Origin of the sequence: Stenotrophomonas sp. NPDC077461, from assembly GCF_049545475.1 — a bacterium.
GTDB lineage: Bacteria > Pseudomonadota > Gammaproteobacteria > Xanthomonadales > Xanthomonadaceae > Stenotrophomonas > Stenotrophomonas nematodicola.
This window is the reverse complement of sequence record NZ_JBMWDO010000013.1, coordinates 18,860-43,607: the sequence shown is the minus strand read 5'-3', so window position 1 is coordinate 43,607 and position 24,748 is coordinate 18,860. Positions and strand designations below refer to the sequence as shown.

The 24,748-nt window shown below is 67.9% G+C and carries 22 protein-coding genes and 1 riboswitch; of the genes, 6 read left to right on the top strand and 16 right to left on the bottom strand.

Going from position 1 to position 24,748, the window contains the following annotated elements; translation table 11 throughout:
* Nucleotides 1–55 precede the first annotated feature (55 nt).
* Nucleotides 56–2,581: a S9 family peptidase gene (locus tag ACPEH8_RS18205; protein WP_313160516.1), complete on the bottom strand. Its 2,526-nt coding sequence runs from the start codon at nt 2,579–2,581 to the stop codon at nt 56–58.
* 126 nt (nt 2,582–2,707) lie between these two features.
* Nucleotides 2,708–2,795, top strand: a riboswitch (S-adenosyl-L-homocysteine riboswitch).
* 38 nt (nt 2,796–2,833) lie between these two features.
* Between ACPEH8_RS18205 and ahcY the strand changes: the two genes are divergently transcribed.
* From ahcY to ACPEH8_RS18190, 3 genes are all read left to right on the top strand, one after another.
* The gene (gene ahcY / locus ACPEH8_RS18200; protein WP_017355275.1) at nt 2,834–4,279 is read left to right on the top strand and encodes an adenosylhomocysteinase; all 1,446 of its coding nucleotides are present in this window, start codon (nt 2,834–2,836) and stop codon (nt 4,277–4,279) included.
* Between the two features lie 147 nt (nt 4,280–4,426).
* Nucleotides 4,427–4,900, top strand: a complete 474-nt coding sequence (gene ybaK / locus ACPEH8_RS18195; RefSeq protein WP_017355276.1) for a Cys-tRNA(Pro) deacylase — start codon at nt 4,427–4,429, stop codon at nt 4,898–4,900.
* Nucleotides 4,897–5,406, top strand: coding sequence for a hypothetical protein (locus tag ACPEH8_RS18190; RefSeq protein WP_017355277.1), 510 nt, complete (start codon nt 4,897–4,899; stop codon nt 5,404–5,406). Before ybaK ends, ACPEH8_RS18190 begins: the two co-directional genes overlap by 4 nt.
* A 7-nt stretch (nt 5,407–5,413) precedes the next feature.
* Here the strand turns inward: ACPEH8_RS18190 and ACPEH8_RS18185 are convergent, their stop codons facing one another.
* From ACPEH8_RS18185 to ACPEH8_RS18160, 6 genes are all read right to left on the bottom strand, one after another.
* Nucleotides 5,414–6,040, bottom strand: a complete 627-nt coding sequence (locus ACPEH8_RS18185) for an energy transducer TonB (protein WP_051008577.1) — start codon at nt 6,038–6,040, stop codon at nt 5,414–5,416.
* A gap of 86 nt (nt 6,041–6,126) precedes the next feature.
* On the bottom strand, nt 6,127–6,684 hold the full coding sequence (locus ACPEH8_RS18180) for a DUF3228 family protein (RefSeq protein ID WP_017355279.1): 558 nt from the start codon (nt 6,682–6,684) through the stop codon (nt 6,127–6,129).
* A 48-nt stretch (nt 6,685–6,732) separates the two neighbouring features.
* On the bottom strand, nt 6,733–7,467 hold the full coding sequence (locus ACPEH8_RS18175) for a LytR/AlgR family response regulator transcription factor (RefSeq protein WP_017355280.1): 735 nt from the start codon (nt 7,465–7,467) through the stop codon (nt 6,733–6,735).
* Nucleotides 7,464–8,525 carry a sensor histidine kinase gene (locus tag ACPEH8_RS18170; RefSeq protein ID WP_423667739.1) on the bottom strand — a complete coding sequence of 354 codons (1,062 nt, stop codon included), beginning with the start codon at nt 8,523–8,525 and terminating at the stop codon, nt 7,464–7,466. The genes ACPEH8_RS18175 and ACPEH8_RS18170 overlap by 4 nt, the downstream gene beginning before the upstream one ends.
* Nucleotides 8,526–8,551: 26 nt before the next feature.
* On the bottom strand, nt 8,552–9,472 hold the full coding sequence (locus ACPEH8_RS18165; protein WP_423667736.1) for an alpha/beta fold hydrolase: 921 nt from the start codon (nt 9,470–9,472) through the stop codon (nt 8,552–8,554).
* 122 nt (nt 9,473–9,594) lie between these two features.
* On the bottom strand, nt 9,595–10,485 hold the full coding sequence (locus ACPEH8_RS18160; RefSeq protein WP_423667733.1) for a TIGR01777 family oxidoreductase: 891 nt from the start codon (nt 10,483–10,485) through the stop codon (nt 9,595–9,597).
* Between the two features lie 123 nt (nt 10,486–10,608).
* Between ACPEH8_RS18160 and metF the strand changes: the two genes are divergently transcribed.
* Together metF and ACPEH8_RS18150 are read left to right on the top strand one after the other, a co-directional pair.
* Nucleotides 10,609–11,436 (top strand): methylenetetrahydrofolate reductase [NAD(P)H], encoded by an 828-nt coding sequence (gene metF, locus ACPEH8_RS18155; protein WP_017355284.1) that lies wholly within the window; start codon nt 10,609–10,611, stop codon nt 11,434–11,436.
* Nucleotides 11,437–11,488: 52 nt separating this feature from the next.
* Nucleotides 11,489–12,061 (top strand): hypothetical protein, encoded by a 573-nt coding sequence (locus ACPEH8_RS18150; protein ID WP_423667730.1) that lies wholly within the window; start codon nt 11,489–11,491, stop codon nt 12,059–12,061.
* Here the strand turns inward: ACPEH8_RS18150 and ACPEH8_RS18145 are convergent.
* The 3 genes from ACPEH8_RS18145 to ACPEH8_RS18135 form a co-directional block, all read right to left on the bottom strand.
* A complete protein-coding gene (locus tag ACPEH8_RS18145; RefSeq protein WP_153164899.1) occupies nt 12,051–13,001 on the bottom strand; it encodes a Nudix family hydrolase in 951 nt (316 codons plus the stop codon). The two genes, ACPEH8_RS18150 and ACPEH8_RS18145, sit on opposite strands and share 11 nt — an antisense overlap.
* 212 nt (nt 13,002–13,213) lie before the next feature.
* Entirely contained in the window at nt 13,214–15,946 is a 2,733-nt protein-coding gene (secA, locus tag ACPEH8_RS18140; protein ID WP_017355451.1) for a preprotein translocase subunit SecA, read from the bottom strand.
* Nucleotides 15,947–16,104: 158 nt separating this feature from the next.
* Nucleotides 16,105–17,055, bottom strand: a complete 951-nt coding sequence (locus tag ACPEH8_RS18135; RefSeq protein ID WP_017355450.1) for a M23 family metallopeptidase — start codon at nt 17,053–17,055, stop codon at nt 16,105–16,107.
* A gap of 12 nt (nt 17,056–17,067) precedes the next feature.
* Between ACPEH8_RS18135 and ACPEH8_RS18130 the strand changes: the two genes are divergently transcribed.
* Nucleotides 17,068–17,511 carry a DUF721 domain-containing protein gene (locus tag ACPEH8_RS18130; RefSeq protein WP_026070670.1) on the top strand — a complete coding sequence of 148 codons (444 nt, stop codon included), beginning with the start codon at nt 17,068–17,070 and terminating at the stop codon, nt 17,509–17,511.
* A 282-nt stretch (nt 17,512–17,793) separates the two neighbouring features.
* Here the strand turns inward: ACPEH8_RS18130 and lpxC are convergent, their stop codons facing one another.
* The 6 genes from lpxC to murC form a co-directional block, all read right to left on the bottom strand.
* Complete coding sequence (gene lpxC, locus ACPEH8_RS18125) at nt 17,794–18,705, bottom strand: UDP-3-O-acyl-N-acetylglucosamine deacetylase (protein WP_017355448.1); 912 nt, start codon at nt 18,703–18,705, stop codon at nt 17,794–17,796.
* 223 nt (nt 18,706–18,928) lie between these two features.
* Complete coding sequence (ftsZ, locus tag ACPEH8_RS18120) at nt 18,929–20,158, bottom strand: cell division protein FtsZ (RefSeq protein ID WP_017355447.1); 1,230 nt, start codon at nt 20,156–20,158, stop codon at nt 18,929–18,931.
* Between the two features lie 168 nt (nt 20,159–20,326).
* Nucleotides 20,327–21,562: a cell division protein FtsA gene (gene ftsA / locus ACPEH8_RS18115; RefSeq protein WP_017355446.1), complete on the bottom strand. Its 1,236-nt coding sequence runs from the start codon at nt 21,560–21,562 to the stop codon at nt 20,327–20,329.
* Complete coding sequence (locus tag ACPEH8_RS18110) at nt 21,559–22,311, bottom strand: cell division protein FtsQ/DivIB (protein WP_017355445.1); 753 nt, start codon at nt 22,309–22,311, stop codon at nt 21,559–21,561. Before ACPEH8_RS18110 ends, ftsA begins: the two co-directional genes overlap by 4 nt.
* On the bottom strand, nt 22,308–23,273 hold the full coding sequence (locus tag ACPEH8_RS18105) for a D-alanine--D-alanine ligase (protein ID WP_136003675.1): 966 nt from the start codon (nt 23,271–23,273) through the stop codon (nt 22,308–22,310). The genes ACPEH8_RS18110 and ACPEH8_RS18105 overlap by 4 nt, the downstream gene beginning before the upstream one ends.
* Nucleotides 23,270–24,706, bottom strand: a complete 1,437-nt coding sequence (gene murC / locus ACPEH8_RS18100) for a UDP-N-acetylmuramate--L-alanine ligase (protein ID WP_017355443.1) — start codon at nt 24,704–24,706, stop codon at nt 23,270–23,272. Before murC ends, ACPEH8_RS18105 begins: the two co-directional genes overlap by 4 nt.
* Nucleotides 24,707–24,748 lie beyond the last annotated feature (42 nt).

Here is a 24,748-nt window from a genome sequence, read left to right as displayed (position 1 = left end):
CGGCCGGTGCGTTGCCCTCGGGCTCCATACCGGCCGGCGGCCGTTGCCCGTGGCGTCAGCGCTTCTTCTTGATCGGCTTGCCCGGCCCGATGGTCTTTTCCAGCCAACGCTCGCTCTCGGCCAGCATGGTCATGATCGATTCGCGCGCGCGGTAAGCGTGCGATTCGTTCGGCAGCATCACCAACCGTGCGTCGCCGCCCAGGCCCTTCACTGCGGCGAACATGCGCTCGCTCTGGATCGGGAACGTGCCGGAGTTGTTGTCGTCCACGCCGTGGATGAAGAGGATCGGATCCTTGATCCTGTCGGCGTAGTTGAACGGCGACATCTTCTGGTAGACGTCCTGCGCCTGCCAGTAGTTGCGCTCCTCGGCCTGGAAACCGAACGGGGTCAGCGTGCGGTTGTAGGCGCCACTGCGGGCGATGCCGGCCTTGAACAGGCGCGTGTGCGCGAGCAGGTTGGCGGTCATGAACGCGCCGTAGGAATGGCCGCCGATGGCGATGTGATCGCGATCGGTCACGCCACGGCGCACCACTTCATCCACCGCTGCTTCGGCGTTGGCGATCAGCTGCGGCAGGTAGGTGTCGTTGGGTTCCTTGTCACCTTCGCCGATGATCGGCATCGACGGGCTGACCAGCACCGCATAGCCCTTGGCCAGGAACGCCTGCGGGCCCCAGTAGCTGATCGCGTTGAAGCGATACGGCGAATCGGTGACCTGGCTGGCAGCCGCGGCGGTTTTGAACTCGCCCGGGTAGGCCCACATCAGCAAGGGCAGCGGGCCGTCCTTCTTCGCGTTGTAGCCCGGCGGCAGCATCAGCGTCGCGGTAAGGTCCACGCCATCGTTGCGCTTGTAGCGGATCTGCTCCTTGCTCACCCCACGCAGCTGCGGCAGCGGGTGCTGGAAGCGGGTCAACGCGCGCGGCGCGGCGCTGGCATCGGACAGCGACTGCACGTAGAAGTTGGACGGCTCGTCAGGCGATTCGCGGGTCAGCAGCAGCGAGGTGCCTTCCTGGTCGAGCAGCGCCTGCGGCAACGCATAGGACGGCGCCTGCGAGTGGAACAGACGGGTGGTCTGCCGGCTCTCCAGGTCCAGACGATCAACGAACGGACGGTCGCCTTCCGGCGATGCGCCCTGCCCGATCAGGAAGATGCTGCGGCCATCGGCACTGACCTGCAGGCGCGCGCGCCCGTTGACGTCGCGCACCATCGCCGGGCGACCCGGGTCGTTGTAGCGGTCCTGCGAAGACCGGGCCGACAGCAGTTCCGGCGCCTTGTCCGGCTGGTCCGGCGCGATCCGCCACTGCTTCACCTCGCGGCTCTTCCACCACGATTCATTGAGCAGCGCCAGATCACCACGGCCCCACTGGATGCCGGCATAGCGGCTGCCCAGCTGCGCCACGGTGACCGGCGGCCTGTCGAACGGCGCGGCCTGCATCAGCACCGCGTCGCGCACCTTGGCCTCGCGAGCCGGATCGCCGCCGTCCTGGGCCTCGGCCCAGACCAGGGTGGCCGGTGCGTCGGCGCGCCAGCTGATGCTGCGCACACCGGTCGGCACGGCGTCGTTGCCGGTCGGCAGGCCTTCCACCAGCGGCGGGGTGCTGACGGTGTGCTGCAGCGAGCCGTCCTGCGCGGACAGCACTTCGATGCGGCGGGCGAAATCGTCGGCCGGCACCAGATAGGAGTACGGGCGCAGCACGCGCTCGGCGAGCAGGTGACGCCCATCCGGCGACACGCTCACATCCAGGTACACCCCGGCGGTGGACAGCGGTGCGGCCTCGCCGTTGAGGGCCACGCGTGCCGGCTGCGCGCTGGCGTAGTAATCGAACAGGCGCGCATCGGCCTCGTTCTTCAGCAGGTCCTGGTAGGTACGGATCGAGCGCACGCCCGCATCCGCATCGGTCTGCTGGATCGCCGGGCCGGTCGGGATGCCGCCGGCGGCCGGTGCGGGGCCCTGGCCCTTGAGCTGCTGCATCACCAGCAGGCCGCGGCTGTCGGGCAGCCAGCTGTAACCATCGCCCATCACCGTGTTGAGATCGGCAAGCAGGCGTCGCGCCGACCCGGCCGCGACATCCACGATCCACAGTTCATTGGCACCGGTGGGGGCGTGCACCTGGTTGAACGCCAGGTACTTCTGGTCCGGCGACCACGCCAGCGTGGCGATCGACAACGGCTGCGGCAGGCCGCTGATCTGGCGCTCCCTGCCATCGGCCACGTTCAGCAGCCACAGCTTGTCGCCGAAGCTGAAGCGGCTGGACGAATGCGTGGCCGGGTTGATGCGCAGGCCGGCCAGCTTCAGTTCGGGCTGGGCGACAACGCTGATCGAGGGCAGCGGCGGGGTCTGCAGCATGGCCGCGATGTCGCGGCGCGGCGACAGGCTCAGGGTCGGCGCACGCGGTGCGTCCACCACGGCCTGCAGGGCGGCCGACGGCAGCTCGTAGCCCTGCTCGCCCTTGGCGGCCGCCACCTGCTGGGTGTGGGTCTGGGCAGCGGGCGCGGCCAGACCCAACGGGGCCACCGCAAGCAGTGCCATGCCCACGATCAGGCTGCCCCAGCGCGCGCGGCGCTGGCGATCATTGCGTGTCATCTTCGATCCCTATGTTGGTGCAAACCTTGGACCTTAACAGCCGCGCGCCGATCGCCCCCCTGCCGATGGTTGGGGGCCGGGACCGATTCATGCCGACCGCCCCTGCCGCGATATAATGGGCGACCCTCCACCGAGGGGCGCTGCGACCGTGCCGGACCCTGTCCGGCCGGCCAGGCTCGGTGGCCAGGATTGGTTCCAACGGCGCCCGGCGAATGCGAGTCCCCTCGGACCCGCAACTACCGGAGCTTACGAATGAACGCTGTTGCCAAGACCTTCTCGACCGAAGGCGACTACAAGGTCGCCGATATCTCGCTGGCCGATTGGGGCCGCAAGGAACTGGATATCGCCGAGCACGAAATGCCGGGCCTGATGTCGATCCGCCGCAAGCACGCCGCCACCCTGCCGCTGAAGGGCGTGCGCGTGACCGGCTCGCTGCACATGACCATCCAGACCGCCGTGCTGATCGAAACGCTGAAGGACATCGGCGCCGACGTGCGCTGGGCCTCGTGCAACATCTTCTCCACCCAGGACCATGCCGCCGCGGCGATCGCCAAGTCCGGCACGCCGGTGTTCGCCTGGAAGGGCGAGTCGCTGGAAGAGTACTGGGACTGCACCCTGGACGCGCTGACCTTCACCCTGCCCGACGGCACCCTGACCGGCCCGGAGCTGGTGGTGGACGACGGCGGCGACGTCACCCTGCTGATCCACAAGGGGTATGAACTCGAAAACGGCAGCACCTGGGTCGACGAGAAGGCCGCCTCGCACGAAGAACAGGTCATCAAGAACCTGCTCAAGCGCGTGGCCAAGGAGCGCCCGGGTTACTGGGGCCGTGTGGTCAAGGACTGGAAGGGCGTCTCCGAAGAGACCACCACCGGCGTGCACCGCCTGTACCAGCTGGCCCAGGCCGGCACCCTGCTGATCCCGGCGATCAACGTCAACGACTCGGTCACCAAGAGCAAGTTCGACAATCTGTACGGCTGCCGCGAGTCGCTGGCCGACGGGCTCAAGCGCGCGATGGACGTGATGCTGGCCGGCAAGGTCGCCGTGGTGTGCGGCTACGGCGACGTGGGCAAGGGCTGTGCCGCCTCGCTGCGCGCCTACGGCGCCCGCGTGGTGGTCACCGAGATCGATCCGATCTGCGCCCTGCAGGCCGCGATGGAAGGCTTCGAGGTCAACACCATCGAATCCACCCTGGGCCGTGCCGATCTGTACGTCACCACGACCGGCAACAAGGACATCATCCGCATCGAGCACCTGAGCGCGATGAAGGACCAGGCCATCGTCTGCAACATCGGCCACTTCGACAACGAGATCCAGGTCGACGCGCTGGTCAGCTACCCGGGCGTGCAGCAGATCAACATCAAGCCGCAGGTGGACAAGTACGTGTTCCCCAACGGCAACGCGATCTTCCTGCTGGCTGAGGGCCGCCTGGTGAACCTGGGCTGCGCCACCGGCCACCCGAGCTTTGTGATGTCCAACTCGTTCGCCAACCAGACCCTCGCCCAGATCGACCTGTGGGCGAACAAGGACCGCTACGAGAAGAAGGTGTACCTGCTGCCCAAGCACCTGGACGAAGAAGTGGCCCGCCTGCACCTGGAGAAGATCGGCGTGAAGCTGACCACCCTCACCCAGGAACAGGCCGACTACATCGGCGTGCCGGTGGAAGGTCCGTTCAAGCCGGATCATTACCGCTACTGATCGGCCTGCCGGTCCAGTTGCATTGAAACGAAACGGGCGCCGCAAGGTGCCCGTTTTTTTTGTCTCGCCTTCCCCGATAGCCTCGGTCAAGCCAACACCCCCGCAGCACCGCTACGATGCACGGGCACCCGGCTCCAAGGAACTGCCATGACCCCGGCCATCAACCTGCTCAAGAAGCTTGGCATCGCCCACCGCGTGCTGTCCTACACGCATGACCCCACGGCCGACTCCTACGGTGGCGAAGCGGTACAGCAGCTCGGGCTGGACCCCGCCCAGGTGTTCAAGACCCTGCTCGCCAGTACCGACACACACGAACTGCTGGTGGCGATCGTGCCTGTCAGCGGCACGCTCGATCTGAAGGCGCTGGCCGAGGCAGCCGGTTGCCGCAAGTGCGGGATGGCCAAGGTCGACGAGGCGCAGCGCGCCACTGGCTATCTGGTGGGCGGGATCAGCCCGCTGGGGCAGAAGAAGCGGCTGCGCAGCTTCGTGGACGCCAGCGCGGCGGCGCTGCCCACCGTGCACGTCAGCGCCGGACGCCGTGGTCTGGAAGTGGCCCTGGCCCCGGCCGACCTGCTGCAGCTCACCCACGGCGCGTATGCACCGATCGGCAGATCGGCATGATCGGACGCCTGTTCGAGCGCCTGATGGGGGCGTCCCTGCCGACGCTGCAGGAAGGTCGCCCAGGCACTGCCCTGCTGCAGGCGCTGGGCAGTGGCGATTACGGCCGGTTGCGCACGGCGGCCGCCACCGTCGCCCTCACCCGCGATGCGGGTGTGCTGGACGACCTGGTTGCACAGTTGCCCTACGTGGAGGCCGCCCGGGCGCGCTACACCACAGACCCCAGGTGGATCCGCGAACACTACGAACTGGACTTCGTGCTGCGCAAGCTGCGCCACTGGCGTGACGGCAGTGGATGCCTGTGCCAGCTGTATCCGCACTGGATGCATTATCAGCCCGGCCGCGAAGTCGCCAGCGGCCACGTGCTGCCCCTCGCCACCGGCGTGGCCGACGGCGGCTGGGGCGATACGCTGGACGCCACCTGCACTGTATGCGGGCGGGGATGGCGCTGCACCGACCGCGAGTACCACGCGCCGTGGTGGGAATGGACCCCACGTCCACCTGCGTAGGCGGGCGCTACTCCAGGTTGTAGGTCACGGTACCGGGCATCACGCTCATGCCCGGCGCCGCGAGACCGGGCCGGGTCGGTTCGAACCGCCAGGGCGCCGTCTGCGCCACCGCCGCCTCATCGAGAACCTCATGGCCGCTGGACGTCGCCAGCACGGCCGCCCTCACCCGTCCGGTGCCATCGACAAGTGTTCTGAGCACGGTCCGGCCCTGCAGTCCATCGCGCTGCGCCTGCGCCGGATAGCGGAAGGACATGTTGTGCAGCCGGCCCCAGAACCGCTCTCCCGTCGGCAACAGCGGCTTGCCGGCAGGCAGTGCGCAGCGCGCCGGCAGCGTCGCCTCTGCTGCCAGCCCGACCTGCGGGTCCGGCTTCAGCGTCACTGCGCCCTTGCAGGCGATCTGTGCGATCGCCTCGAGCATGCGTTGCTGGCGTTCCAGGGCGGATGCCGTGTCCGCCTCGATGCGGATGACACACTGCCCGGCCTGCGGCTGCGCGACCAGGCGGTTCACCTGGGCGTCCTGGATGGGCGCCAGGTCCGTCAATCCGCCGCACGGGCCACTGCGGTTGACGCCGGCTGCCTGCACCGGCACGCACATCGCCACGGCCATTGCTCCCAGCGCGATCGCGCCCGTCATCCGTGCCTGCATTGTCTGCGCTCCCTGTCTGTGCCTGTCGCCATGATAGCCAGCCCGGCGACAGGCACTGCTTCACACCCGGCAGCTCATGGACGCCAGTTGGCATTGCAGTCCCAGAATGCCACCGCGCGTGCATAGGCCTCCCGGTCCAGCGGCACGCCCGAGCCGCCCTCTTCCACCCCCAGCGCATTGCGCATCATGGTGATCGGCGCCATCGGCACCTCCTCCGGCTCGGCGGTGTAGATGCAGCCGACGATGCCCCAGTCCGCGTCGATGGGCGATCCTTCCCTGGCCAGTTGCGCGGCGCTGTACAGGATCACCACCAGGTAGTTGGCGCGGGGCGATTCCACGCCCTCGAACCAGCGCACCAGCACCGGCAGCTCGTCGCGGTTGCGTGCCTCGTAGGCGCTATGCAGCTGGTGGCGGTTGGCGTCGGTGATCGGCACCGTGAGACAGCGCGTACTGGTCCAGTTCTCGTACACATGCAGCTTGCAGAACGGCGCATAGCCGTCCAGCACCTTCAGTGGCGCATGCGCGTTGAGGTGCGCCTGGAACTGCTCGGCGCTGCAGTCCTGGATGGTGTTGGCCCGCGGCACGCGCGGGAACAGGCGGGGTCGGGCGAATTCGGTGAGGACGATGGACATGATGTGTTCGGCGGAGAAACTGCGCTTAGGTTAGCGCGACGTCCTCCCCTACAGTGCCATCCGCTCACGCAGTTCGCGCGCCTGCCGGCGCGATACCTCGACCTGGCTGCCGTCGTCGAGCACCAGATCGTAGCCATCGCCGATGCTGGGCTCCACCGCGCGGATGCGCCTCAGGTTGACCAGCGTAGTGCGATTGGCGCGGAAGAACAGCGCCGGGTCCATGCGTGCTTCCAGCGTGGTGAGGCTGCGCGCCAGCACGGCGTTCTGGTCGCGGAACCAGAGGCGCGCGTAGTTGCCGTCCACCACGATCCGGCGGATCTCGCCCAGGGCCACGAACCAGCAGCGCTCGCCGTCGCGCAGGAAGACCTGGTCGTCCACACCCAGCCGATCGCGGGGTGCGGCGGCCGCTGCATCGACACGCGCCAGCCGTGCCTGCGCCCGCGCCACGGCGGACTGCAGCCGCGTCGCGTCGACCGGTTTGACCAGGTAATCCAGCGCATCACGCTCGAACGCCCGCACCGCGTAGTGGTCGTACGCGGTGACGAACACCACCAGAGGAAGGGCCTCGATGCCCTCCAGGACATCGAACCCGCTGCCGGTCGGCATCTGCACGTCCAGCAGCACCAGGTCCGGATGCAGCCGGGCGATCGCCTCGCGCGCGGCGGGTACGTCGTCCGCGTCACCCACCCACTGCACGCCCTCGATCCCGGCCAGCAGCGTGCGCAGTTCCAGCCGCGCCAGCCGCGCATCGTCCACCACCAGCACCCGCAACGGCGCGGTCACTGCCGTACCTCCAGCTGCGCCAGCATGGCATCGCCCTCGCGCAGCAGCTGCAACCGCCCCTGTGCCGATGTTGCCTGACCATCGCCAATGCCCAGCTGCGCACGCAGGTAGGCCAGGCCAACACCATGTCCTTCACCGGGCGGAGCGGTACCCACCGGGTTGCGTACCTGCAGGTGCAGCTGTCCAGCGACCAGGCGCGCGGCAATCTGCAGATCTCCACCGCCACAGGTCACCGCGATGCCGTGCTTGATCGCGTTTTCCACCAGCAGCTGCAGCGCCATCGGCGGCAGGCGCGCGGCCAGCGCCGCGGTCTCGATATCGACCCGCACGCGCAGACGCGCTTCGTAATGGATTGCCTCCACCGCCAGATAGTCCTGGACCACCCGCCATTCCTCCGCCAACGCGACCCACCCAGCGTCGGTGTGGGTCAGTGCGTGGCGCAAGGTGCCCGACAGGTGGGTCACCATGTCGCGCGCGCGCACCGGATCTTCATGGATCAATGCACGCAGGTTGTTGAGTGCATTGAAGACGAAATGGGGATTGAGCCGGGCGCGCAGTGCCTGGTGCTCCAGCGTGACCCGCTGGGCCTCTGCCCGCAGCTGCGCCATTTCGCTGTCGCGGGCGCGCAGCAGGGCACGACGACCGGCCCACAGCGCGCACCACGCCGCAAGCATCACCGCGCTGTTGAGCCAGTAGCCGAACAGCGCGAACGGCCGGTAATCGGCCCGCTGACCGGGCAGGCGTACCCAGTCCAGCTGCAGTGCAGGCAACAGCAGCAGGGCAGTGCCCACCTGGACCAGCGTGCTGCCGATCACCACTGCCAGCAGCAGGCGCCAGCCCAAGGCCAGCGCGTCGTGCTGCAGCCAGCCGGCGCGCAGCGCATGGAACCGGATCGCCGCGCTGGCGAGGAACAGCCCCACGCCCACACTGGCCGAGATCAGCAGCATGCCCGACCACTGGCCGACATAGCCGATGCCGAGCATCGTGCAGACGGCCAGATAGGTCAGCCATACCGCCGCATTGCGCCACCAGAACGCGTTGTCGCCTGTTGCCTGCATGCCGGTCGAGCTCTCCGCGTGGGCGATCAGTGGCGTGCAGGCAGGTCGAGGAAGCGACGCACCTGTGCCTGCAGCCAGCGCGGATCATCCCACATCAGGAAGTGGTAGCCGTCGGCGCTCATCTCGATGCGCGCCGACGGCAGACGTGCGTACTGCCCGGCGAAGGTTGCACGGGTGGACGCGAGCGTGGCGCCGTACGGCTGGTAGGCCGCCCACGCACCGAGCACCAGCACCGGCGCGGTGATCGCGGCGATCGGCTCGCGCAGATCGGTCATGCTCATTGAGTACATCGCATTGGCGGTGGTGGCCCGGTCGCTGTCGCGCCCCCACTGCTGCAGCGTGGCCAGGTGCTCGGGTGAGCGGGTCATGCTGGCCAGGAAGCGGTCGGTGCTGGCGCGGTACGCGGCGTCCTCGACCGCCATCAGGGTGCTGCGTTCCTGGGCGGCGGCGGCTCTGCGCAGCGCCGGGGTCGCGGCCGGATCGCGGACGGCGTCAAGATAGGGCAAGGCATCGACGATCACCAATGGCCCGACCCGGTCCGGCGCCTCGATCGCCATCTGCAGGGCCACCACACCGCCCAGGCTGTGGCCGATCACCGCCGGATGCTCCAGCCGCTGTGCGGCGGCATAAGCCAGCAGCCGGTCGCGCATCGCCACGAGAAAGTCATCGCTGGCCACCGGCGGCGCTCCGGCAAAACCGGGCAGCTGCACCAGATGGCACTGCACCTGCGGCTGCAGTGCGGCGCAGGTATCGCGCCACACCTCGGCCCCACTGTTGAGGCCGGGGATCATCAGCACCGGGCGGCCGCTGCCGATCACCTCGACCTGCAGATCCTGGAAGCGCGCGGGCGCTGGGTGGACCGGGGGGGCCAGGACGGCCCACGCCGTCAGCGCGAGCGCGATCCACGGAGCGAGGGAGCGGAGGGGGCGGTGGCGTTCGGTCGACATGGCAGGCTCCTGCTGGGTGAGTACACAGCGTGGCGCGGGTCGACGCGGGCGGGGGCGGTGAGATGAGCAGCGGCCGCAGACGGCGGGTGAGCGGTCGCGGGGGACCGATGACGCGGCACGGCTCAATCGTCCGGCGCACCCAGGATTGCCTGCAGTGCGCCTGCGAGCGACGGATGCTGGAAGGTGAAGCCCTCGGCCAGCGCATGCGCGGGCTGTACGTTCTGGCCGGTCAGCAGCAGGCCGGCCCGTTCGCCGAAGGCCAGCCGCAGCGCGAACGCCGGGGTGGTCAGCCGCGCGGGACGCTGCAGGACCTCGCCCAGCGTGGTGGCGAAGGTGCGGTTGGTGACCGTGCCCGGCGCGGTGCCGTTGTAGGCCCCCCGTGCCCGCCCGTTGGCGAGCAGCCACAGGATCATGCCGACCAGGTCCTCACGATGGATCCAGCTCATCCACTGCCGGCCATCGCCCATCGGTCCACCGAGCCCCATCCGGAACGGCGGCAGCATTTTCTGCAGCGCCCCGCCCTCGCGTTCGAGCACGATGCCGGTCCGCAGCACGCAGGTGCGCACTCCCAGGGCCTCGGCCTTCAACGCTTCGGCTTCCCACTGGCGACACAGCATCGCCGCGAAGTCGTGGCCCGGCGACGCGGTTTCGTCCAGCGGCGTACTGTCGCGCGGGCCGTACCAGCCGATCGCCGACCCCGACACCAGTACCTGCGGCCGCTCCGGCAGCGCCGCCATCCAGGCCAGCAATGCCTGTGTGGTTCCGATCCGGGAGTCATGCAGCGCCTGCTTGCGCGCCTCGCTCCAGCGTTCGTCCATCAGCGGCTCACCGGCAAGGTTGACCACCGCCTGGACCGGGCCGACCTCGGCCAGCGTGCCGACGCTGTGGATGCCCGGCTGCGGGGTGCGGCCGGGCCGGCGGGTCAGCACGATGGGCGTGTGACCGTCGGCCAGCAGCCGCGCGCACAGGCGGCGGCCGATGAAGCCGGTGCCACCGGTAATGAGAATCTGCATGGCGGGTACTCCTGGACAGTGCCGCCACTGTAAGCCGGACCCTGTGCAAGGCGCATGGCGTTCACTTCACTTTCATCGCGATGAAGAGATATGATTGCATCACCCCCGTCGCCGCGCCCGCCCATGACTGCCATCAGCTTCGAGTTCTACCCGCCCAAGACCGACGAGCAGCGCGCCCAGCTCGACCGTACCGCGAGCAGGCTGAAGGCATTCGCGCCCGAGTACGTCTCGTGTACGTTCGGCGCCGGCGGCTCGACCCTCAGCTATACCTCCGAGACGGTGCGCCACCTCAACCAGCACCACGGCTTCGAGGCGGCCCCGCACCTGTCCTGCGTCGGCGGCAGCCGCGAGGAGATCCGCGAACTGCTCAAGCTGTACCGTGCCATCGGCTGCCGCCGCATCGTCGCACTGCGCGGTGATCTGCCGTCGGGCATGGGCCACCCCGGTGACCTGCGCTATGCCGCCGAGCTGATCAGCTTCATCCGCGCCGAGCATGGCGACGCGTTCCGCATCGAGGTCGGCGCCTACCCCGAAACGCACCCGCAGGCCAACGACGCGCTGCTGGACCTGAAGCACTTCAAGGCCAAGATCGATGCCGGCGCCGATGCGGCGATCACCCAGTACTTCTTCAATGCCGATGCCTACTTCCACTTCGTGGACGCGGTACGCAGGCTGGGGGTGAGCGTGCCGATCGTGCCGGGCATCATGCCGATCTCCAATTTCAGCCAGCTGCGCCGGTTCTCCGAACAGTGCGGCGCGGAAATCCCACGCTGGATCGGCAAGCGCATGCAGGCTTACGGCGATGACGCCGAGTCGGTGCGCGCCTTCGGTGCCGAGGTGGTCGCCAGCCTGTGCGAGCGGCTGGTGGCCGGCGGCGCGCCGGGCCTGCACTTCTACACCCTCAATCTGGCCAAGCCCACCACCCAGGTGCTGAAACTGCTGCGCGGCTGAGCGACGGCGCTCAATCGCTTGCAGATAACGGCGCGGCCGCTACGCTGCAGCGATGCGAACGACCGTGCTCCTGCTGCTTGCGTGCCTGCCCTGCCTCCCCACGCCGGCCGGGGCACAGGCGTCGCGCGTGAACCGCTGCACCACCGCGCAGGGCGACACCGTGTTCACCGACCGCAGCTGCGATGCGCTGGGTGCCACCACACGAATGCCGGCGCGCGTGCCGCAGGTCGGCAACACCGGCATGTTCCGCGCCGGCTGCGCGCGGCGGCTGAGCGAACTGACCGGGCAGATCCGCGATGCGGTGAGCACCCGCGACGTCAACCGGCTGTCCTCGATCTACCTGTGGAACAACGTGTCCGACGCCACCGCCAACCACATCATCGGACGGCTGGAGACGGTGGTGCAGCGCCCGTTGATCGATATCGCGCCGGTGTACCCCGATGCGGTGGACGTAGCGCCGGCCAGCCTCACGGTTCCCGGCAGCACCGACCCGCTGCCCGCGCCGGTCGCGCGCCCGCGCCCGATCGGCCTGCGCCTGGAGCAGACCCTGGCCAACTCGGTCACGCCGGCCCGCACGGTGTTCGGGCTACGGCGTCAGTACGGCTGTTTCTGGATCACACTGTAGGCCACAGGCTGCGGATGGCGGCGATGCCCTGGGCGCCGTGGCGACGCGACTCGGCGATATCGGCCGGGGCCAGGCCGCCGAGCGCGTACAGCGGCAGCGAGACCTGCGCCCGCAAGGCCTCGAAGGCCTCCCATCCCAATGGTGTCGCGCCAGGGTGGCTGGGGGTGGCCTGCACCGGCCCCAGCACCGCGAAGTCGCAGCCGAGCCGCTGTGCGGCCTGCAGCTGCGTCAGGTCGTGGCAGGAGGCTCCCACCAGCTGCCCGGCCGGCAGCGGACGGGCGTCCAGCTGCAGGAGCTGCTCGCTGCCCAGGTGCACGCCCACCCCCAGCCGCCCGGCCAACGCGATGTCGCGGTTGAGCAGCCACTGCGCCCGGTTGCCGTGGGCCCGGATCGCCGCCTCGGCCAGCGCGGCCCGGGCGGGGCTGTCGGGGGTGCGCAGATGCACGCGGCGCACGCCGGCATCCAACGCTGCACCCAGCCGCTGCAGCCAGTGCGGATGGTCGTGCTCGCCAGCGGGTTCCGGGGTGACCAGATAGCGGTCGGGATGGCGCAGGGCGGCCACCACAGGCAGGTCGGCCGGGGGCATCGAGTACCGCGACAGCTTGTCCGGGGTCACCCAGGTGATGGCCTGGCCTTCACGGCCGCGCGGGGAGCCCTTCCAACTGCGGATGTGCCGCACTTCCAGCCGCAGATGCTTGTCCGGATAGACCTGCGGGACATCCATCAGCCAGGCGCCGACCTCGGCCTCGATGCCCAGCTCTTCGCGAAGCTCGCGGACCAGCGCCTGCTCGGAGGTCTCGCCCGGCTCGCGCTTGCCGCCAGGGAACTCCCACAGGCCGGCCATATCGCTGTTCTCGGTACGGCGGTTGAGCAGGATGCGGCCACGGACGTCGGTGATGACGCCGGCCACGACATGGATCGATCGTTTGGGGGAAGGCATACAGGCAGGATGCCCAATCCCGGCCGGCTGGCGCAATGGCTACCGACCGCATGGATGGCCAGGGCTGGTGGCGCACGGTCAGAGGCGCGCGAGGCGGTCATCCCGGCAGGCGTGGGGCGCCAACGCGTCCACAGGGCGCCACTGACCTGGACACGTTGGGGAAAAACGTCACCCCAAAAAAAAGCCCCGCTCGAGGCGGGGCTTCGTGTGCATCAGGTCAGCTGACCGTGGCAATGCTTGAACTTCTTGCCACTGCCGCACGGGCACGGGTCGTTGCGGCCGACCTTGGGCTCTTCGCGGGTGACCTGGCCCACGCCGTTGCGCGCCGCCTCCACCTCCGCCGCCTCTTCGTCGGCGCTGTAGCCGCCGGCGTCCTGGTGCTGGAACTGCGACTGCAGCAGACGCGCTTCGGCCTGCTGGCGTTCGGCCGCTTCCAGCGCCGCCACTTCTTCTTCGCTGCGGATGCGCACGCGCGCCAGCAGGGTCACCACTTCGCGCTTGACGTTCTCCAGCATGTCCGAGAACAGCTCGAAGGCTTCCTTCTTGTACTCCTGCTTGGGCTGCTTCTGCGCGTAACCGCGCAGGTAGATGCCCTGGCGCAGGTAGTCCATGCGGGCCAGGTGTTCCTTCCAGCTCTGGTCGAGCACGGTCAGCATCACGTGCTTTTCCAGCGCGCGCATGGTCTCGTCGCCGACACCGGCTTCCTTCTCGGCGAAGTGCTGGTCCACACGGGCCTGCACCTTCTCGGCGATGCCCTCGGCGTCCAGCTCCTCGTGCGACTTGACCAGGTCGGTCAGCGACATCTGCAGCCCCAGGTCGGCGGCCAGCGTAGCCTCCAGACCCGGCAGGTCCCACTGTTCGTCGATCGAATTCGGCGGCACGAAGCGGGCGACGATGTCGTAGATCACGTCGCCGCGGATGCCGTCCACATTGTCCTTCACCGACTCGGCATCGAGCAGCTCGTCGCGCTGGGCGTAGATCACCTTGCGCTGGTCGTTGTTGACGTCGTCGAAGTCGAGCAGGTTCTTGCGGATGTCGAAGTTGTGCGCTTCGACCTTGCGCTGCGCCTTCTCGATCTGGCGGCTGACCAGACGATCTTCGATGACGTCGTCTTCCTTCATGCCCATCATGCGCATCGCCTTCTGGACCCAGTCCGAGGCGAAGATGCGCATCAGGTTGTCTTCCAGCGACAGGTAGAAGCGCGAGGAACCCGGGTCGCCCTGGCGGCCCGAACGGCCACGCAGCTGGTTGTCGATACGACGCGATTCATGGCGCTCGGTGCCCACGATGTGCAGGCCACCGGCAGCCTTGACCTGGTCGTGGCGCTCCTGCCAGGCGGCCTTGACCTGGGCGCGCTGCTCGGGCGTGGCTTCTTCGCCCAGCTCATGCAGCTGCGCTTCCAGCGACCCGCCCAGCACGATGTCGGTACCGCGACCGGCCATGTTGGTGGCGATGGTCACCGCACCGGGCATGCCGGCATTGGCGATGATGGTGGCTTCGCGGTCGTGCTGCTTGGCGTTGAGCACTTCGTGGTGCACGCCGGCCTTGCGCAGGTGCTCGGAGAGCATCTCCGAGGTTTCGATCGAGGTGGTGCCCACCAGCACCGGCTGGCCCCGCTTGTTGCAGTCCTGGATGTCGGCCAGCACCGCATTGAACTTGCCGTTGCGGTTGAGGAACACCTGGTCGGGCGCATCCTTGCGGATGGTCGGACGGTTGGTCGGAATGACCACCACTTCCAGGTTGTAGATGCTCTGGAATTCGTAGGCTTCGGTATCGGCCGTACCGGTCATGCCGGACAGCTTCTTGTACATGCGGAACAGGTTCTGGAAGGTGATGCTCGCCAGGGTCTGGTTCTCACGCTGGACCGGCACGCCTTCCTTCGCTTCCACCGCCTGGTGCAGGCCATCGGACCAGCGGCGGCCGGCCAGGGTGCGGCCGGTGAATTCGTCCACGATGACCACTTCACCGTCGCGCACGATGTAATCGACGTCGCGCTGGTAGATCGCATGCGCGCGCAGGGCGGCATTGAGGTGGTGCACCACGGTCAGGTTCTGCGCGGCGTACAGGCCTTCGGTCTCGGCGTTGAGGATGCCCGCCTCGACCAGCAGCTGCTCGGCGTGCTCCATGCCCGCTTCGGACAGGTGCACCTGCTTGCCCTTCTCGTCGACCCAGAAGTCACCCTCGCCGTCCTCCGCTTCCTGCTTGATCAGGTGCGGCACGACGCGGTTGACGCGGATGTACAGCTCCGGGGAGTCGTCGGCCGGGCCGGAGATGATCAGCGGGGTACGGGCTTCGTCGATCAGGATCGAGTCGACCTCGTCGACGATCGCATAGTGCAGGCCGCGCTGGTAGCGGTCCGCGCGCGACAGCGCCATGTTGTCGCGCAGGTAGTCGAAGCCGAATTCGTTGTTGGTGCCGTAGGTGATGTCGCTGCCGTAGGCCTCGCGCTTGTCGCTGTGCGGCATGCCCGGATAGACCACGCCCACGCTCAGGCCCAGCCAGTTGTACAGCTTGCCCATCTGGGCCGAGTCGCGGCGGGCCAGGTAGTCATTGACGGTCACCACGTGAACGCCCTTGCCTTCCAGCGCATTGAGGTAGACCGGCAGGGTCGCCACCAGGGTTTTGCCTTCACCGGTGCGCATTTCGGCAATCTTGCCCAGGTGCAGCACCATGCCGCCGATCAGCTGCACGTCGTAGTGGCGCATGCCGAGCACGCGGCGGCTGGCCTCGCGGCAGACTGCGAACGCTTCCGGGAGGACCTTGTCCAAGGCTTCACCGTCGGCGATGCGCTGCTTGAATTCCGGCGTCTTGGCCTTGAGCTGCTCGTCGGAGAGCTTTTCGATGTCCGGCTCCAACGCATTGATCTTGGCGACGATGCGGTTGAGCTGGCGCAGCTGTCGTTCATTACGACTGCCGAAGACGCGGGTAAGCAGGCTGTTGATCATTGAAGGAACCGGTTGGAATGAGACGCCCCAACGGCGAGGCTCCCCACGGGGAGCCATCGGCCGCAAACGAAACAGGGCGCACTGCGCCCTGTCTATGGCAACACCCATTGTAGCTTGGGACGGGGGGCGTACGTTTCAAGCACCCCCGCCCAAGTGGATCAGCCGCGCGAAACGCGCCCGACCGGGGTATTGCCGCCATCGCCCAGGAACTTGCGGGGATTGACCACCTGCCCGTTTTCCCAGACCTCGAAGTGCACGTGGGCACCGGTGGAACGGCCCGTGGAACCGGCCTTGGCCACTTCCTGACCGGCCCGGACCAGATCGCCGGGCTTCACCACCAGGCGCGAATTATGCGCGTAGCGGGTCACATAGCCATTGCCGTGGTCCACGTCGACCACGTTGCCGTAACCGCCCTTGACCCCGGCGAAGCTGACCACGCCGTCGGCCACGGACATCACCGGATCGCCAACGCGGGCGTGGAAATCCATGCCCTTGTGGGTGGCCGCACCGCGACCGAACGGATCGCTGCGGGTACCGAAATTGGAGGTGATGTAGGTGTTGCGGATCGGCATGCGACCCGGAACGGCGTTCTGTTCGAGCTGGTGGTCGAACATCAGCGACTCCATCACCGACAGCTGGCGGCCTGAAGCAGCGAAGCGCTGCTCCAGCACCTGTAAGTCGGCATTGACCGCGCTGACCGGGATGTCCTGGGTCGGGCCGGCTTCACCTTCACCGAGGCCGGGGGTCTCGTTGAAGTCGAATTCGCCGTCTTCCAGTTTGCCCATCTGGGTCAGTCGTTCGCCCAGGGCGTTGAGACGGGTGGCCTGCGCCTGCAGTTCGCCCATCCGCGCTGCCAGCGCGTTGACCTGGGTCTGGGCGTCTTTCCGGGCCTGTGCCAGCTCGCGCTCCTGCTGGGCGACCTTGGCGTGGAGGCGGGAATCATTGAACATGCTGCCACCAATACCGGCACCAAAGCCGATCAGGCAGCCCACCCCCAGTACACTGCCCAGCAGGGCCCGGGGTCGATCCTCGAAGTAGAAACGCAAACGCGCCAGCGGCGTCTTGGCCTGTCCTTCACGCGTTTTGATTACGATCTTTTTGAATGCCATCAGTGAGTTTTCATGTCTGAGCCGAAATCCAGTGCCCGTCCTGCTTCAACACCGAAACCGGCGCTGGATGCAGTCATGGCGGACAAATCCGGAAACCCGTTGCGCCGAGCCTTGTGGCTCGATGCGCTGGACCGGCAGTTGCGCCCCCATTTGCCGCCCACCCTGGCCACCCGTTGCCGGCTGGCGAATGTGAACGGCGAACACCTCGTTTTTCTCGTCGAGTCCCCGGTCTGGCATGCCAAGGTGCGGCTTGCCGAAGCCCAGCTCATCGACGCGGCCCGGTCCATCGGGCTGAAAGTCACCAAGGTGACCGTCAAGACTGCGTCTGCCCCTCCACCGCGCTCCCCAGCGCTCGACAACCGGAATGGCCCCCACGCAGTTTCAGCCGCCACGCACAAAGGGCTACGCGACGCCTTGGCTTGTCTGCACGACGTGGATTCGTCCTCCACCTCCTGACTGCATCGGGGCATCCAGCCCCTTCCCCGCCGCGTCACGAGCATGTGAACTTGGCAGGGAGCCGGCCAGCATCGTAGCGGTGGATGGTCGCCCAGTCGTTAGCGTTTTGTTAGAAACGCGTTAAACATCGACGATAAATTGATCGGGTTCACAAATCCGTGACGTAGGCACCCCCACGGTTCATTCACGTCAACGCCAGCGCGGGCGTCCGGTCCGGATACGCGAACGGCGCCATCGGCGCCGTTGTTTTTTCTTTCATTTCAATGGCTTGCAAAAACCATCTTACGCGTAGGCGGGCATTCCATACGCCACCGGGGCCGGAGCGGCCGGCGATTCGTAGCTCACCCACTCCCACGCCGAGGCATCGGCCAGCAGCGCGCGCACCAGCTTGTTGTTCAGGGCATGCCCCGACTTGAACCCTTCATAGGCGCCCAGGACCTGGCCACCGGCCAGGTAGAGATCGCCGATCGCATCGAGAATCTTGTGGCGCACGAACTCGTCGGCGTAGCGCAGGCCGTCATCGTTGAGCACGCGGAACTCGTCCAGCACGATGGCGTTGTCCATCGAGCCACCCAGGCCGAGATTGCGTTCGCGCATGTACTCCAGGTCGCGCATGAAACCGAACGTGCGCGCGCGGGAGATTTCCTTGGTGTAGGCCAGGGTCGAGAACTCGATCTCCGCGCGCGACTGCTTGGCGGGAATCATCGGGTGGTCAAACTGGATGGTGAAGCCAAGCTTGTAGCCTTCATACGGTTCGAACCGGGCGACCTTGTCGCCGTCGGTCACTTCAACCGTCTTGAGGATGCGGATGAACCGCTTCGGCGCGTCCTGTTCGGCGATGCCCGCCGACTGCAGCAGGAACACGAAGGGGCCGGAAGAACCGTCCATGATCGGCAGTTCGGCCGAGGACAGCTCCACGATGATGTTGTCCACACCCAGGCCGGCCAGGGCCGACATCAGGTGTTCGACGGTCTGGATCTTGGCGTCGTGGTGGGTCAGGCCGGTGCACAGGGTCACTTCGGTGACCAGATCGGCACGGGCGGGGACTTCCACCACCGGGTCCAGGTCCACGCGACGGAACACGATGCCGTGATTGACCGGGGCCGGGCGCAGGGTCATGTAGACCTTGTCGCCACTGTGAAGGCCAACGCCGGTGGCGCGGATCGTGTTCTTGAGGGTGCGTTGCGGAATCATGGGGCCAGGCCGGATAGCGCGCAGTCAGCGCGACAAGTGACAAACAAGAATAACACGCAGTACCGCCACCCCTTTCTGAACCGGGGTGCATCGATACCACCGCCGAGGGGCCATGACACAGGGTCGTGGCGACGGGGCGGCAGACTGCCGGGCCGATCCTGGCCCGGCAGCATGGGACATGGAGGCGCTCACCGGGGAGGACAAGACCCCGGGTGGGCGTTCCTCAGTCCGCCTGGCGGCGCAGGAACGCCGGGATGTCCAGGTAATCGTTCGGCAGCTCGGCCGCGGCCGGGCCCGAGGAGGAGGACGACGACGACGGCGCCACGGTATCCGCGCTCGGACGACGCAGGCCCAGACCCATGCCACCCACCGCCTTGGACACGGCATCGCCACCGGTGTCGAACTCGCCGAACTCCGGCTGGCCGGTGGTGGCGTTGCGGACCAGCTTGATCGGCGCGCGTTCGCCCGGACGCTGGGTCTTGGCGCTGACAACACGGTTCAGGCCGGTGGCCACCACGGTCACGCGGACTTCGTCCTGCATGTCCGGATCGAGCACGGTACCCACCACCACGGTGGCGTCTTCGGACGCGAAGCCATCGATGGTGCGGCCGATCTCGTCGAACTCGGCCATCGTGAAGTCGGCACCGGCGGTGATGTTGACCAGGATGCCGTTGGCGCCGGCCAGGTTCACATCGTCCAGCAGCGGGTTCTGGATGGCGGCTTCAGCAGCGGCCTGGGCGCGGTCATCGCCACGCGCGGTGCCCGTGCCCATCATCGCCAGACCCATTTCCGACATCACGGTGCGCACGTCGGCGAAGTCGACGTTGATCAGGCCCGGACGCACGATCAGGTCGGCGATGCCCTGCACGGCGCCCTGCAGCACGTCGTTGGCGGCACGGAAGGCCTGGATCATGGTGGCATTGCGGCCCAGCACGGTGATCAGCTTTTCGTTCGGAATGGTGATCAGCGAGTCGCAGTGCTGGCTCAGCTCCTCGATGCCCTTCAGCGCGACCTGCATGCGGCGACGGCCTTCGAAGGGGAACGGCTTGGTGACCACGGCGACGGTCAGGATGCCCATCTCCTTGGCCAGCTGTGCCACCACCGGTGCGGCACCGGTGCCGGTACCGCCGCCCATGCCGGCGGTGATGAACACCATGTCCGCACCCTGCAGGGCGTCCATGATGCGCTCGCGGTCTTCCAGCGCGGCCTGGCGGCCGACTTCCGGGTTCGCGCCGGCGCCCAGGCCCTTGGTGACGTTGGTACCCAGCTGCAGCTGCAGCTTGGCGCCGCAGTTCTTGATGGCCTGCGAATCGGTGTTGGCGGTGATGAACTCCACGCCGTCCACGCTGGTGCTCACCATGTGCGCCACGGCGTTGCCGCCGCCGCCGCCCACGCCGATCACCTTGATCACCGCATTGGGTGCCATCTTTTCAATCAGTTCGAAATGCGCCATGTCCGTGTCCTCGTTGTATCCGCTTCTGGGTGGCATGGGCGTCCAGGCGTCCTGCCTTCGCGCTGCATGTTGCCGTTGCGGCTGTGTGGGTTGTGTGTTGCTGTTTGAAGCGCCGGCCAAGGCCGGTGTTGAACCAGCCGACCAACAGTCGGCTGTACCGCGGGGGCGTCAGAACTCGCCCCGGAACCAGGTTTTGAGTTTCTTGAACATGCTGCCCGCGCGCCCGGTGGGCAGCGACGGACGGCGCGGGTGTTCGATCTGGCTGCCCATCAGCAGCAGGCCCACGCCGGTGGCGTGCACCGGGTTGCCCACCACTTCGCCGAGCCCGGTGACATGCTGCGGGATGCCCACGCGGACCGGCATCTGCAGCATTTCCTCGGCCAGTTCGACCACGCCTTCCATCTTCGAGGCACCGCCGGTGAGCACCATGCCGGCGCGCACCAGTTCCTCGAATCCGGAGCGACGCAGTTCGGCCTGCACCATCTCGAAGATTTCCTCGTAGCGACCCTGCACCGCCTGCGCGAGCGCATGGCGCGGCATCCGGCGCGGCGGACGATCGCCGACGCTGGGCACCTGGATGCTTTCCTCGGCGGTGGCCAGCTGGGCCAGGGCGCACGCATAGCGCACCTTGATCTGCTCCGCTTCCGGGGTCGGCGTGCGCAGCATATGCGCGATGTCGTTGGTGACGTGGTCGCCGGCGATCGGCAGCGAGGCGGTGTGGCAGATGGCGCCCTGCACGAACACGGCCAGATCGGTGGTGCCGGCGCCCATGTCGACCAGCACCACGCCCAGCTCGCGCTCGTCGGCGGTCAGCACCGCCACGCTGGAGGCCAGCGAGGACAGCACCAGGTCGTCGACCTGCAGGCCACAGCGCTGCACGCACTTGGAGATGTTGGCCGCGGCCGACTGCGCGCACACCACCAGGTGCGCATGTACTTCCAGGCGCACGCCGGTCATGCCGACCGGGTTGCGGATGCCTTCCTGCGAATCGTCCAGGACGTACTCGCGCGGGATGGCATGCAGGATCTTCTGGTCGGCCGGGATCGCCACGGCCTTGGCCGCATCGAGCACGCGGTCCAGGTCGCCCCAGGTCACTTCGCCATCGCGGATCGGCACGATGCCGGGCGAGTTCTTGCACTGCACGTGGTTGCCCGAGATCGAGGCATACACCGAACGGATCTCGCAGCCCGCCATCAGCTCGGCCTCTTCGACCGCACGCTGGATCGACTGAACGGTGGACTCGATATCCACCACCACGCCGCGCTTGAGGCCGCGCGATTCGTGCGAACCGATGCCGATGACCTCGATCGGATTGCCCGGCGAGTACTCGCCGACCAGCGCCACCACCTTGGAGGTGCCGATGTCCAAGCCGACGATCAGCGATTTGTCACCCTTGCGATTCATGTCCTGTCCTGCGTCCTGTGCGCCACATTGGCCGGTGCGGCCGGCGCGGCCGGGGCCGGGGTGCCCCAGCTCAGCGTGAAACCATTGGTATATCGGAGGTCGGCGCGTTCGATCGGCGCCTGCTGGCTGGCCAGCTGCGGCAGCACGCGCACGAAGCGCTGCAGGCGCGAGCGCGCATCGTCGCGGCCGACCACCACTTCGGTGCCGTTGCTCAGCAGCAGCGACCAGCTGCCGCGCGCGTCCATCGTGACCCGCTTGACGTCCACCCCGGCCGGCGCGAACAGCGCGCGCGCATCGTTGTAGAGCGCCACCACTTCGGCGGTCTGGGTGTCCGGGCCGTCCAGGTCGGGCAGCTCGACGTCCTGCAGCTTGCGCGGCGTGGCGAACAGCTTGCCCTGCTCGGACAGCAGCCGGTCCTTGCCCCAGTGCGCAAAGGGCTTGTGTTCGACCAGGCGGATTTCCAGCACGTCCGGCCACTGCTTGCGAACCTGCGCGCTTTCCACCCACGGCAGGCCTTCGATCGCGTCCTGGGCGTCCTGCAGCTTGACCGCGAAGAAGCCGGCCCTGGCATAGGGCAGGACCACCTGCTGCAGCTGTTCGGCCGGCACGCGCTTGAATTCACCGTGCACCCGCAGTTTCGCCAGCGGCCAGCGCTCGGCGCCGACCCAGCCGTTGAGCACCGCCACCACGGGCAGCGCCACCAGCGACAGGGCCAGCAACCAGACGAAGATGCGCAGCACGGCGTTCATGCGGAGCGCACCTCCACGGTCTGCTCCAGCACGCGCCAGACCAGTTCCTCGAAGTCGATGCCGGCCTGACGGGCTGCCTTCGGCACCAGCGAGTGGCTGGTCATGCCCGGGGCGGTATTGACCTCGAGCAGGTAGAAGCGGCCGCTGCTGCGATCGCGCATCACGTCGACACGGCCCCAGCCGCTGCAGCCGGCGGCGCGGAACGCCGCCAGTGCGATGCGCCGGATCTCGATCTCGTCCTCACCCTCCAGACCCGGGCACAGGTACTGGGTGTCTTCGGCGATGTACTTGGCGTTGTAGTCGTACCACTGGCCCTTGGGCACGATGCGGATCGACGGCAGCGCGACATCACCGAGGATGGCCACGGTCAGCTCATCGCCGACCACCATCTGCTCCATCAGCAGCTGGCCGTCGTAGCGCACGGCCAGCGCCACGGCCTCGTCCAGGCCCGATTCCTCGGTGACCCGGCTGATGCCCACGCTGGAGCCTTCATTGGCCGGCTTGACCACCACCGGCAGACCGAGCTCGCGCGCGGCCGCATGCACATCGGCACCGGTGCCGATCGACACGAAGCGCGGGGTCGGCAGGCCGTGTGCCAGCCACACCTGCTTGGTGCGGATCTTGTCCATGCTCAGCGCCGAGCCGAGCACGTCCGAGCCGGTGTACGGCACGGCGAAGGCCTCCATCAGCCCCTGCACGATGCCGTCTTCGCCCCCGCCGTTGTGGCCGTGGAGAATGTTGAACACACGGTCGAAGCGGCGCTCGGCCAGGGCCTGGGCCAGCGCCGGAATGCCGTCCACGGCGGTCGCATCGACACCACGGGCGCGCAGCGCCTCGATCACGTTGCGGCCGGAATCGAGCGATACCTCGCGCTCGCTGGAGCTGCCGCCGAGCAGCACCGCGACGCGGCCGAAGGCGGCCGGGTCGGTGATGCGCAGCGAGGGAAACACGAATGCGCTCATTCGGCCGGTGCCTCCTGGAAACCGTCCACCGCGATGTGCTGGGCCACGTAGCCGATGTCGCCGGCGCCCATCATCAGCAGCAGGTCGCCGTCCTGCAGCACGTCAGGCAGCACGTGCGCCAGCTCTGCCGCCTGGCCGACCACGACCGGCTCACTGCGGCCGCGCGCACGGATCGCACGGGCCAGCGAGCGCGAATCGGCGCCGGGGATCGGCGCCTCGCCGGCCGGGTAGACCTCGCTCAGCACGAGCGCGTCCACTTCGGACAGCACCGCGGCGAAGGCGTCGAACTGATCGCGGGTACGGCTGTAACGGTGCGGCTGGAACGCCACCACCAGGCGCTGGGTCGGCCAGCCGCCACGGGCGGCGGCAAATACCGCAGCCAGCTCGCGCGGGTGGTGGCCGTAGTCGTCGATCACGCGCACCTTGGCGCCGGTGCGGGTGGTGACGATGCCCAGGTCGTTGAAGCGACGGCCGATGCCGGCGAAGCCTTCCAGTGCACGCGCGATGGCCTCCGGGGCGACACCGAGCTGCCAGCCGACCGCGGCGGCGGCCAGCGCGTTGAGCACGTTATGCCTGCCCGGCAGCGCCAGCGTCACCGGGTGGCTGCTGCCCTCCGGCAGGCGCAGGGTGAAGCGCATGCGCGGGCCGTCCTGGACCACGTCCTCGGCGCGCACGTCGGCGGTGCCGCTCATGCCATAGCTCATGACATGGCGCGGGGTCTGTGCGGCCAGGGCGGCCACTTCCGGATCGTCGATGCACAGCACCGCCAGCCCGTAGAACGGCAGGCGCTGCAGGAACTCGGCAAAGGCGGCCTGGACCCGCGAGAAGTCGTTGCCGTAGTTCTCCAGATGGTCCGCGTCGATGTTGGTGATCACCGACACCAGCGGGTTCAGGCGCAGGAAGCTGCCATCGCTTTCGTCGGCCTCGGCCACCAGCCACTGCCCGCTGCCAAGCTTGGCATTGGCGCCGGCAGCCAGCAGCTGGCCGCCGATCACGAAGGTCGGGTCCAGCCCGCCCTCGCTCAGCACCGCCGCGGTCAGGCTGGTGGTGGTGGTCTTGCCGTGGGTACCGGCGACGGCGATGCCACGACGGAACCGCATCAGTTCGGCCAGCATGGCCGCGCGCGGCATGATCGGAATGCGCTGGCTGCGCGCTTCCATCAGTTCCGGGTTGTCCTCGCGGATCGCGCTGGAGACCACCACGCAGTCGGTGCCGAGCACGTTGGCGGCGGAATGGCCGCGCATCACGCGCGCGCCCAGGCCGGCCAAGCGGCGGGTCGCGGCGTTGTCGGCGTTGTCCGAGCCGGACACTTCATAGCCCAGGGTCAGCATCACTTCGGCGATGCCGCTCATGCCGGTGCCGCCAATGCCAACGAAGTGCACGCGCGGGAAGGCGCGTACCAGGTCGTTGGTGTCGTGCAGGCGGCGGATCATGCGCGGCCTCGCGTCGGGCCTGCGCCGTGGCGCGGTGCGGTG

Coding starts and splice junctions, on each gene's coding strand:
- secA (WP_017355451.1), bottom strand. CDS start 15,946: ATGATCAACAGCCTGCTTACCCGCGTCTTCGGCAGTCGTAATGAACGA.
- ftsA (WP_017355446.1), bottom strand. CDS start 21,562: ATGAATCGCAAGGGTGACAAATCGCTGATCGTCGGCTTGGACATCGGC.
- ACPEH8_RS18165 (WP_423667736.1), bottom strand. CDS start 9,472: ATGTCGACCGAACGCCACCGCCCCCTCCGCTCCCTCGCTCCGTGGATC.
- ACPEH8_RS18185 (WP_051008577.1), bottom strand. CDS start 6,040: ATGACGGGCGCGATCGCGCTGGGAGCAATGGCCGTGGCGATGTGCGTG.
- ACPEH8_RS18180 (WP_017355279.1), bottom strand. CDS start 6,684: ATGTCCATCGTCCTCACCGAATTCGCCCGACCCCGCCTGTTCCCGCGC.
- lpxC (WP_017355448.1), bottom strand. CDS start 18,705: ATGATTCCGCAACGCACCCTCAAGAACACGATCCGCGCCACCGGCGTT.
- ftsZ (WP_017355447.1), bottom strand. CDS start 20,158: ATGGCGCATTTCGAACTGATTGAAAAGATGGCACCCAATGCGGTGATC.
- murC (WP_017355443.1), bottom strand. CDS start 24,706: ATGATCCGCCGCCTGCACGACACCAACGACCTGGTACGCGCCTTCCCG.
- ACPEH8_RS18205 (WP_313160516.1), bottom strand. CDS start 2,581: ATGACACGCAATGATCGCCAGCGCCGCGCGCGCTGGGGCAGCCTGATC.
- ahcY (WP_017355275.1), top strand. CDS start 2,834: ATGAACGCTGTTGCCAAGACCTTCTCGACCGAAGGCGACTACAAGGTC.
- ACPEH8_RS18135 (WP_017355450.1), bottom strand. CDS start 17,055: ATGGCATTCAAAAAGATCGTAATCAAAACGCGTGAAGGACAGGCCAAG.
- ACPEH8_RS18130 (WP_026070670.1), top strand. CDS start 17,068: ATGTCTGAGCCGAAATCCAGTGCCCGTCCTGCTTCAACACCGAAACCG.
- metF (WP_017355284.1), top strand. CDS start 10,609: ATGACTGCCATCAGCTTCGAGTTCTACCCGCCCAAGACCGACGAGCAG.
- ACPEH8_RS18105 (WP_136003675.1), bottom strand. CDS start 23,273: ATGAGCGCATTCGTGTTTCCCTCGCTGCGCATCACCGACCCGGCCGCC.
- ACPEH8_RS18160 (WP_423667733.1), bottom strand. CDS start 10,485: ATGCAGATTCTCATTACCGGTGGCACCGGCTTCATCGGCCGCCGCCTG.
- ACPEH8_RS18170 (WP_423667739.1), bottom strand. CDS start 8,525: ATGCAGGCAACAGGCGACAACGCGTTCTGGTGGCGCAATGCGGCGGTA.
- ACPEH8_RS18110 (WP_017355445.1), bottom strand. CDS start 22,311: ATGAACGCCGTGCTGCGCATCTTCGTCTGGTTGCTGGCCCTGTCGCTG.
- ACPEH8_RS18145 (WP_153164899.1), bottom strand. CDS start 13,001: ATGCCTTCCCCCAAACGATCGATCCATGTCGTGGCCGGCGTCATCACC.
- ACPEH8_RS18190 (WP_017355277.1), top strand. CDS start 4,897: ATGATCGGACGCCTGTTCGAGCGCCTGATGGGGGCGTCCCTGCCGACG.
- ACPEH8_RS18150 (WP_423667730.1), top strand. CDS start 11,489: ATGCGAACGACCGTGCTCCTGCTGCTTGCGTGCCTGCCCTGCCTCCCC.
- ybaK (WP_017355276.1), top strand. CDS start 4,427: ATGACCCCGGCCATCAACCTGCTCAAGAAGCTTGGCATCGCCCACCGC.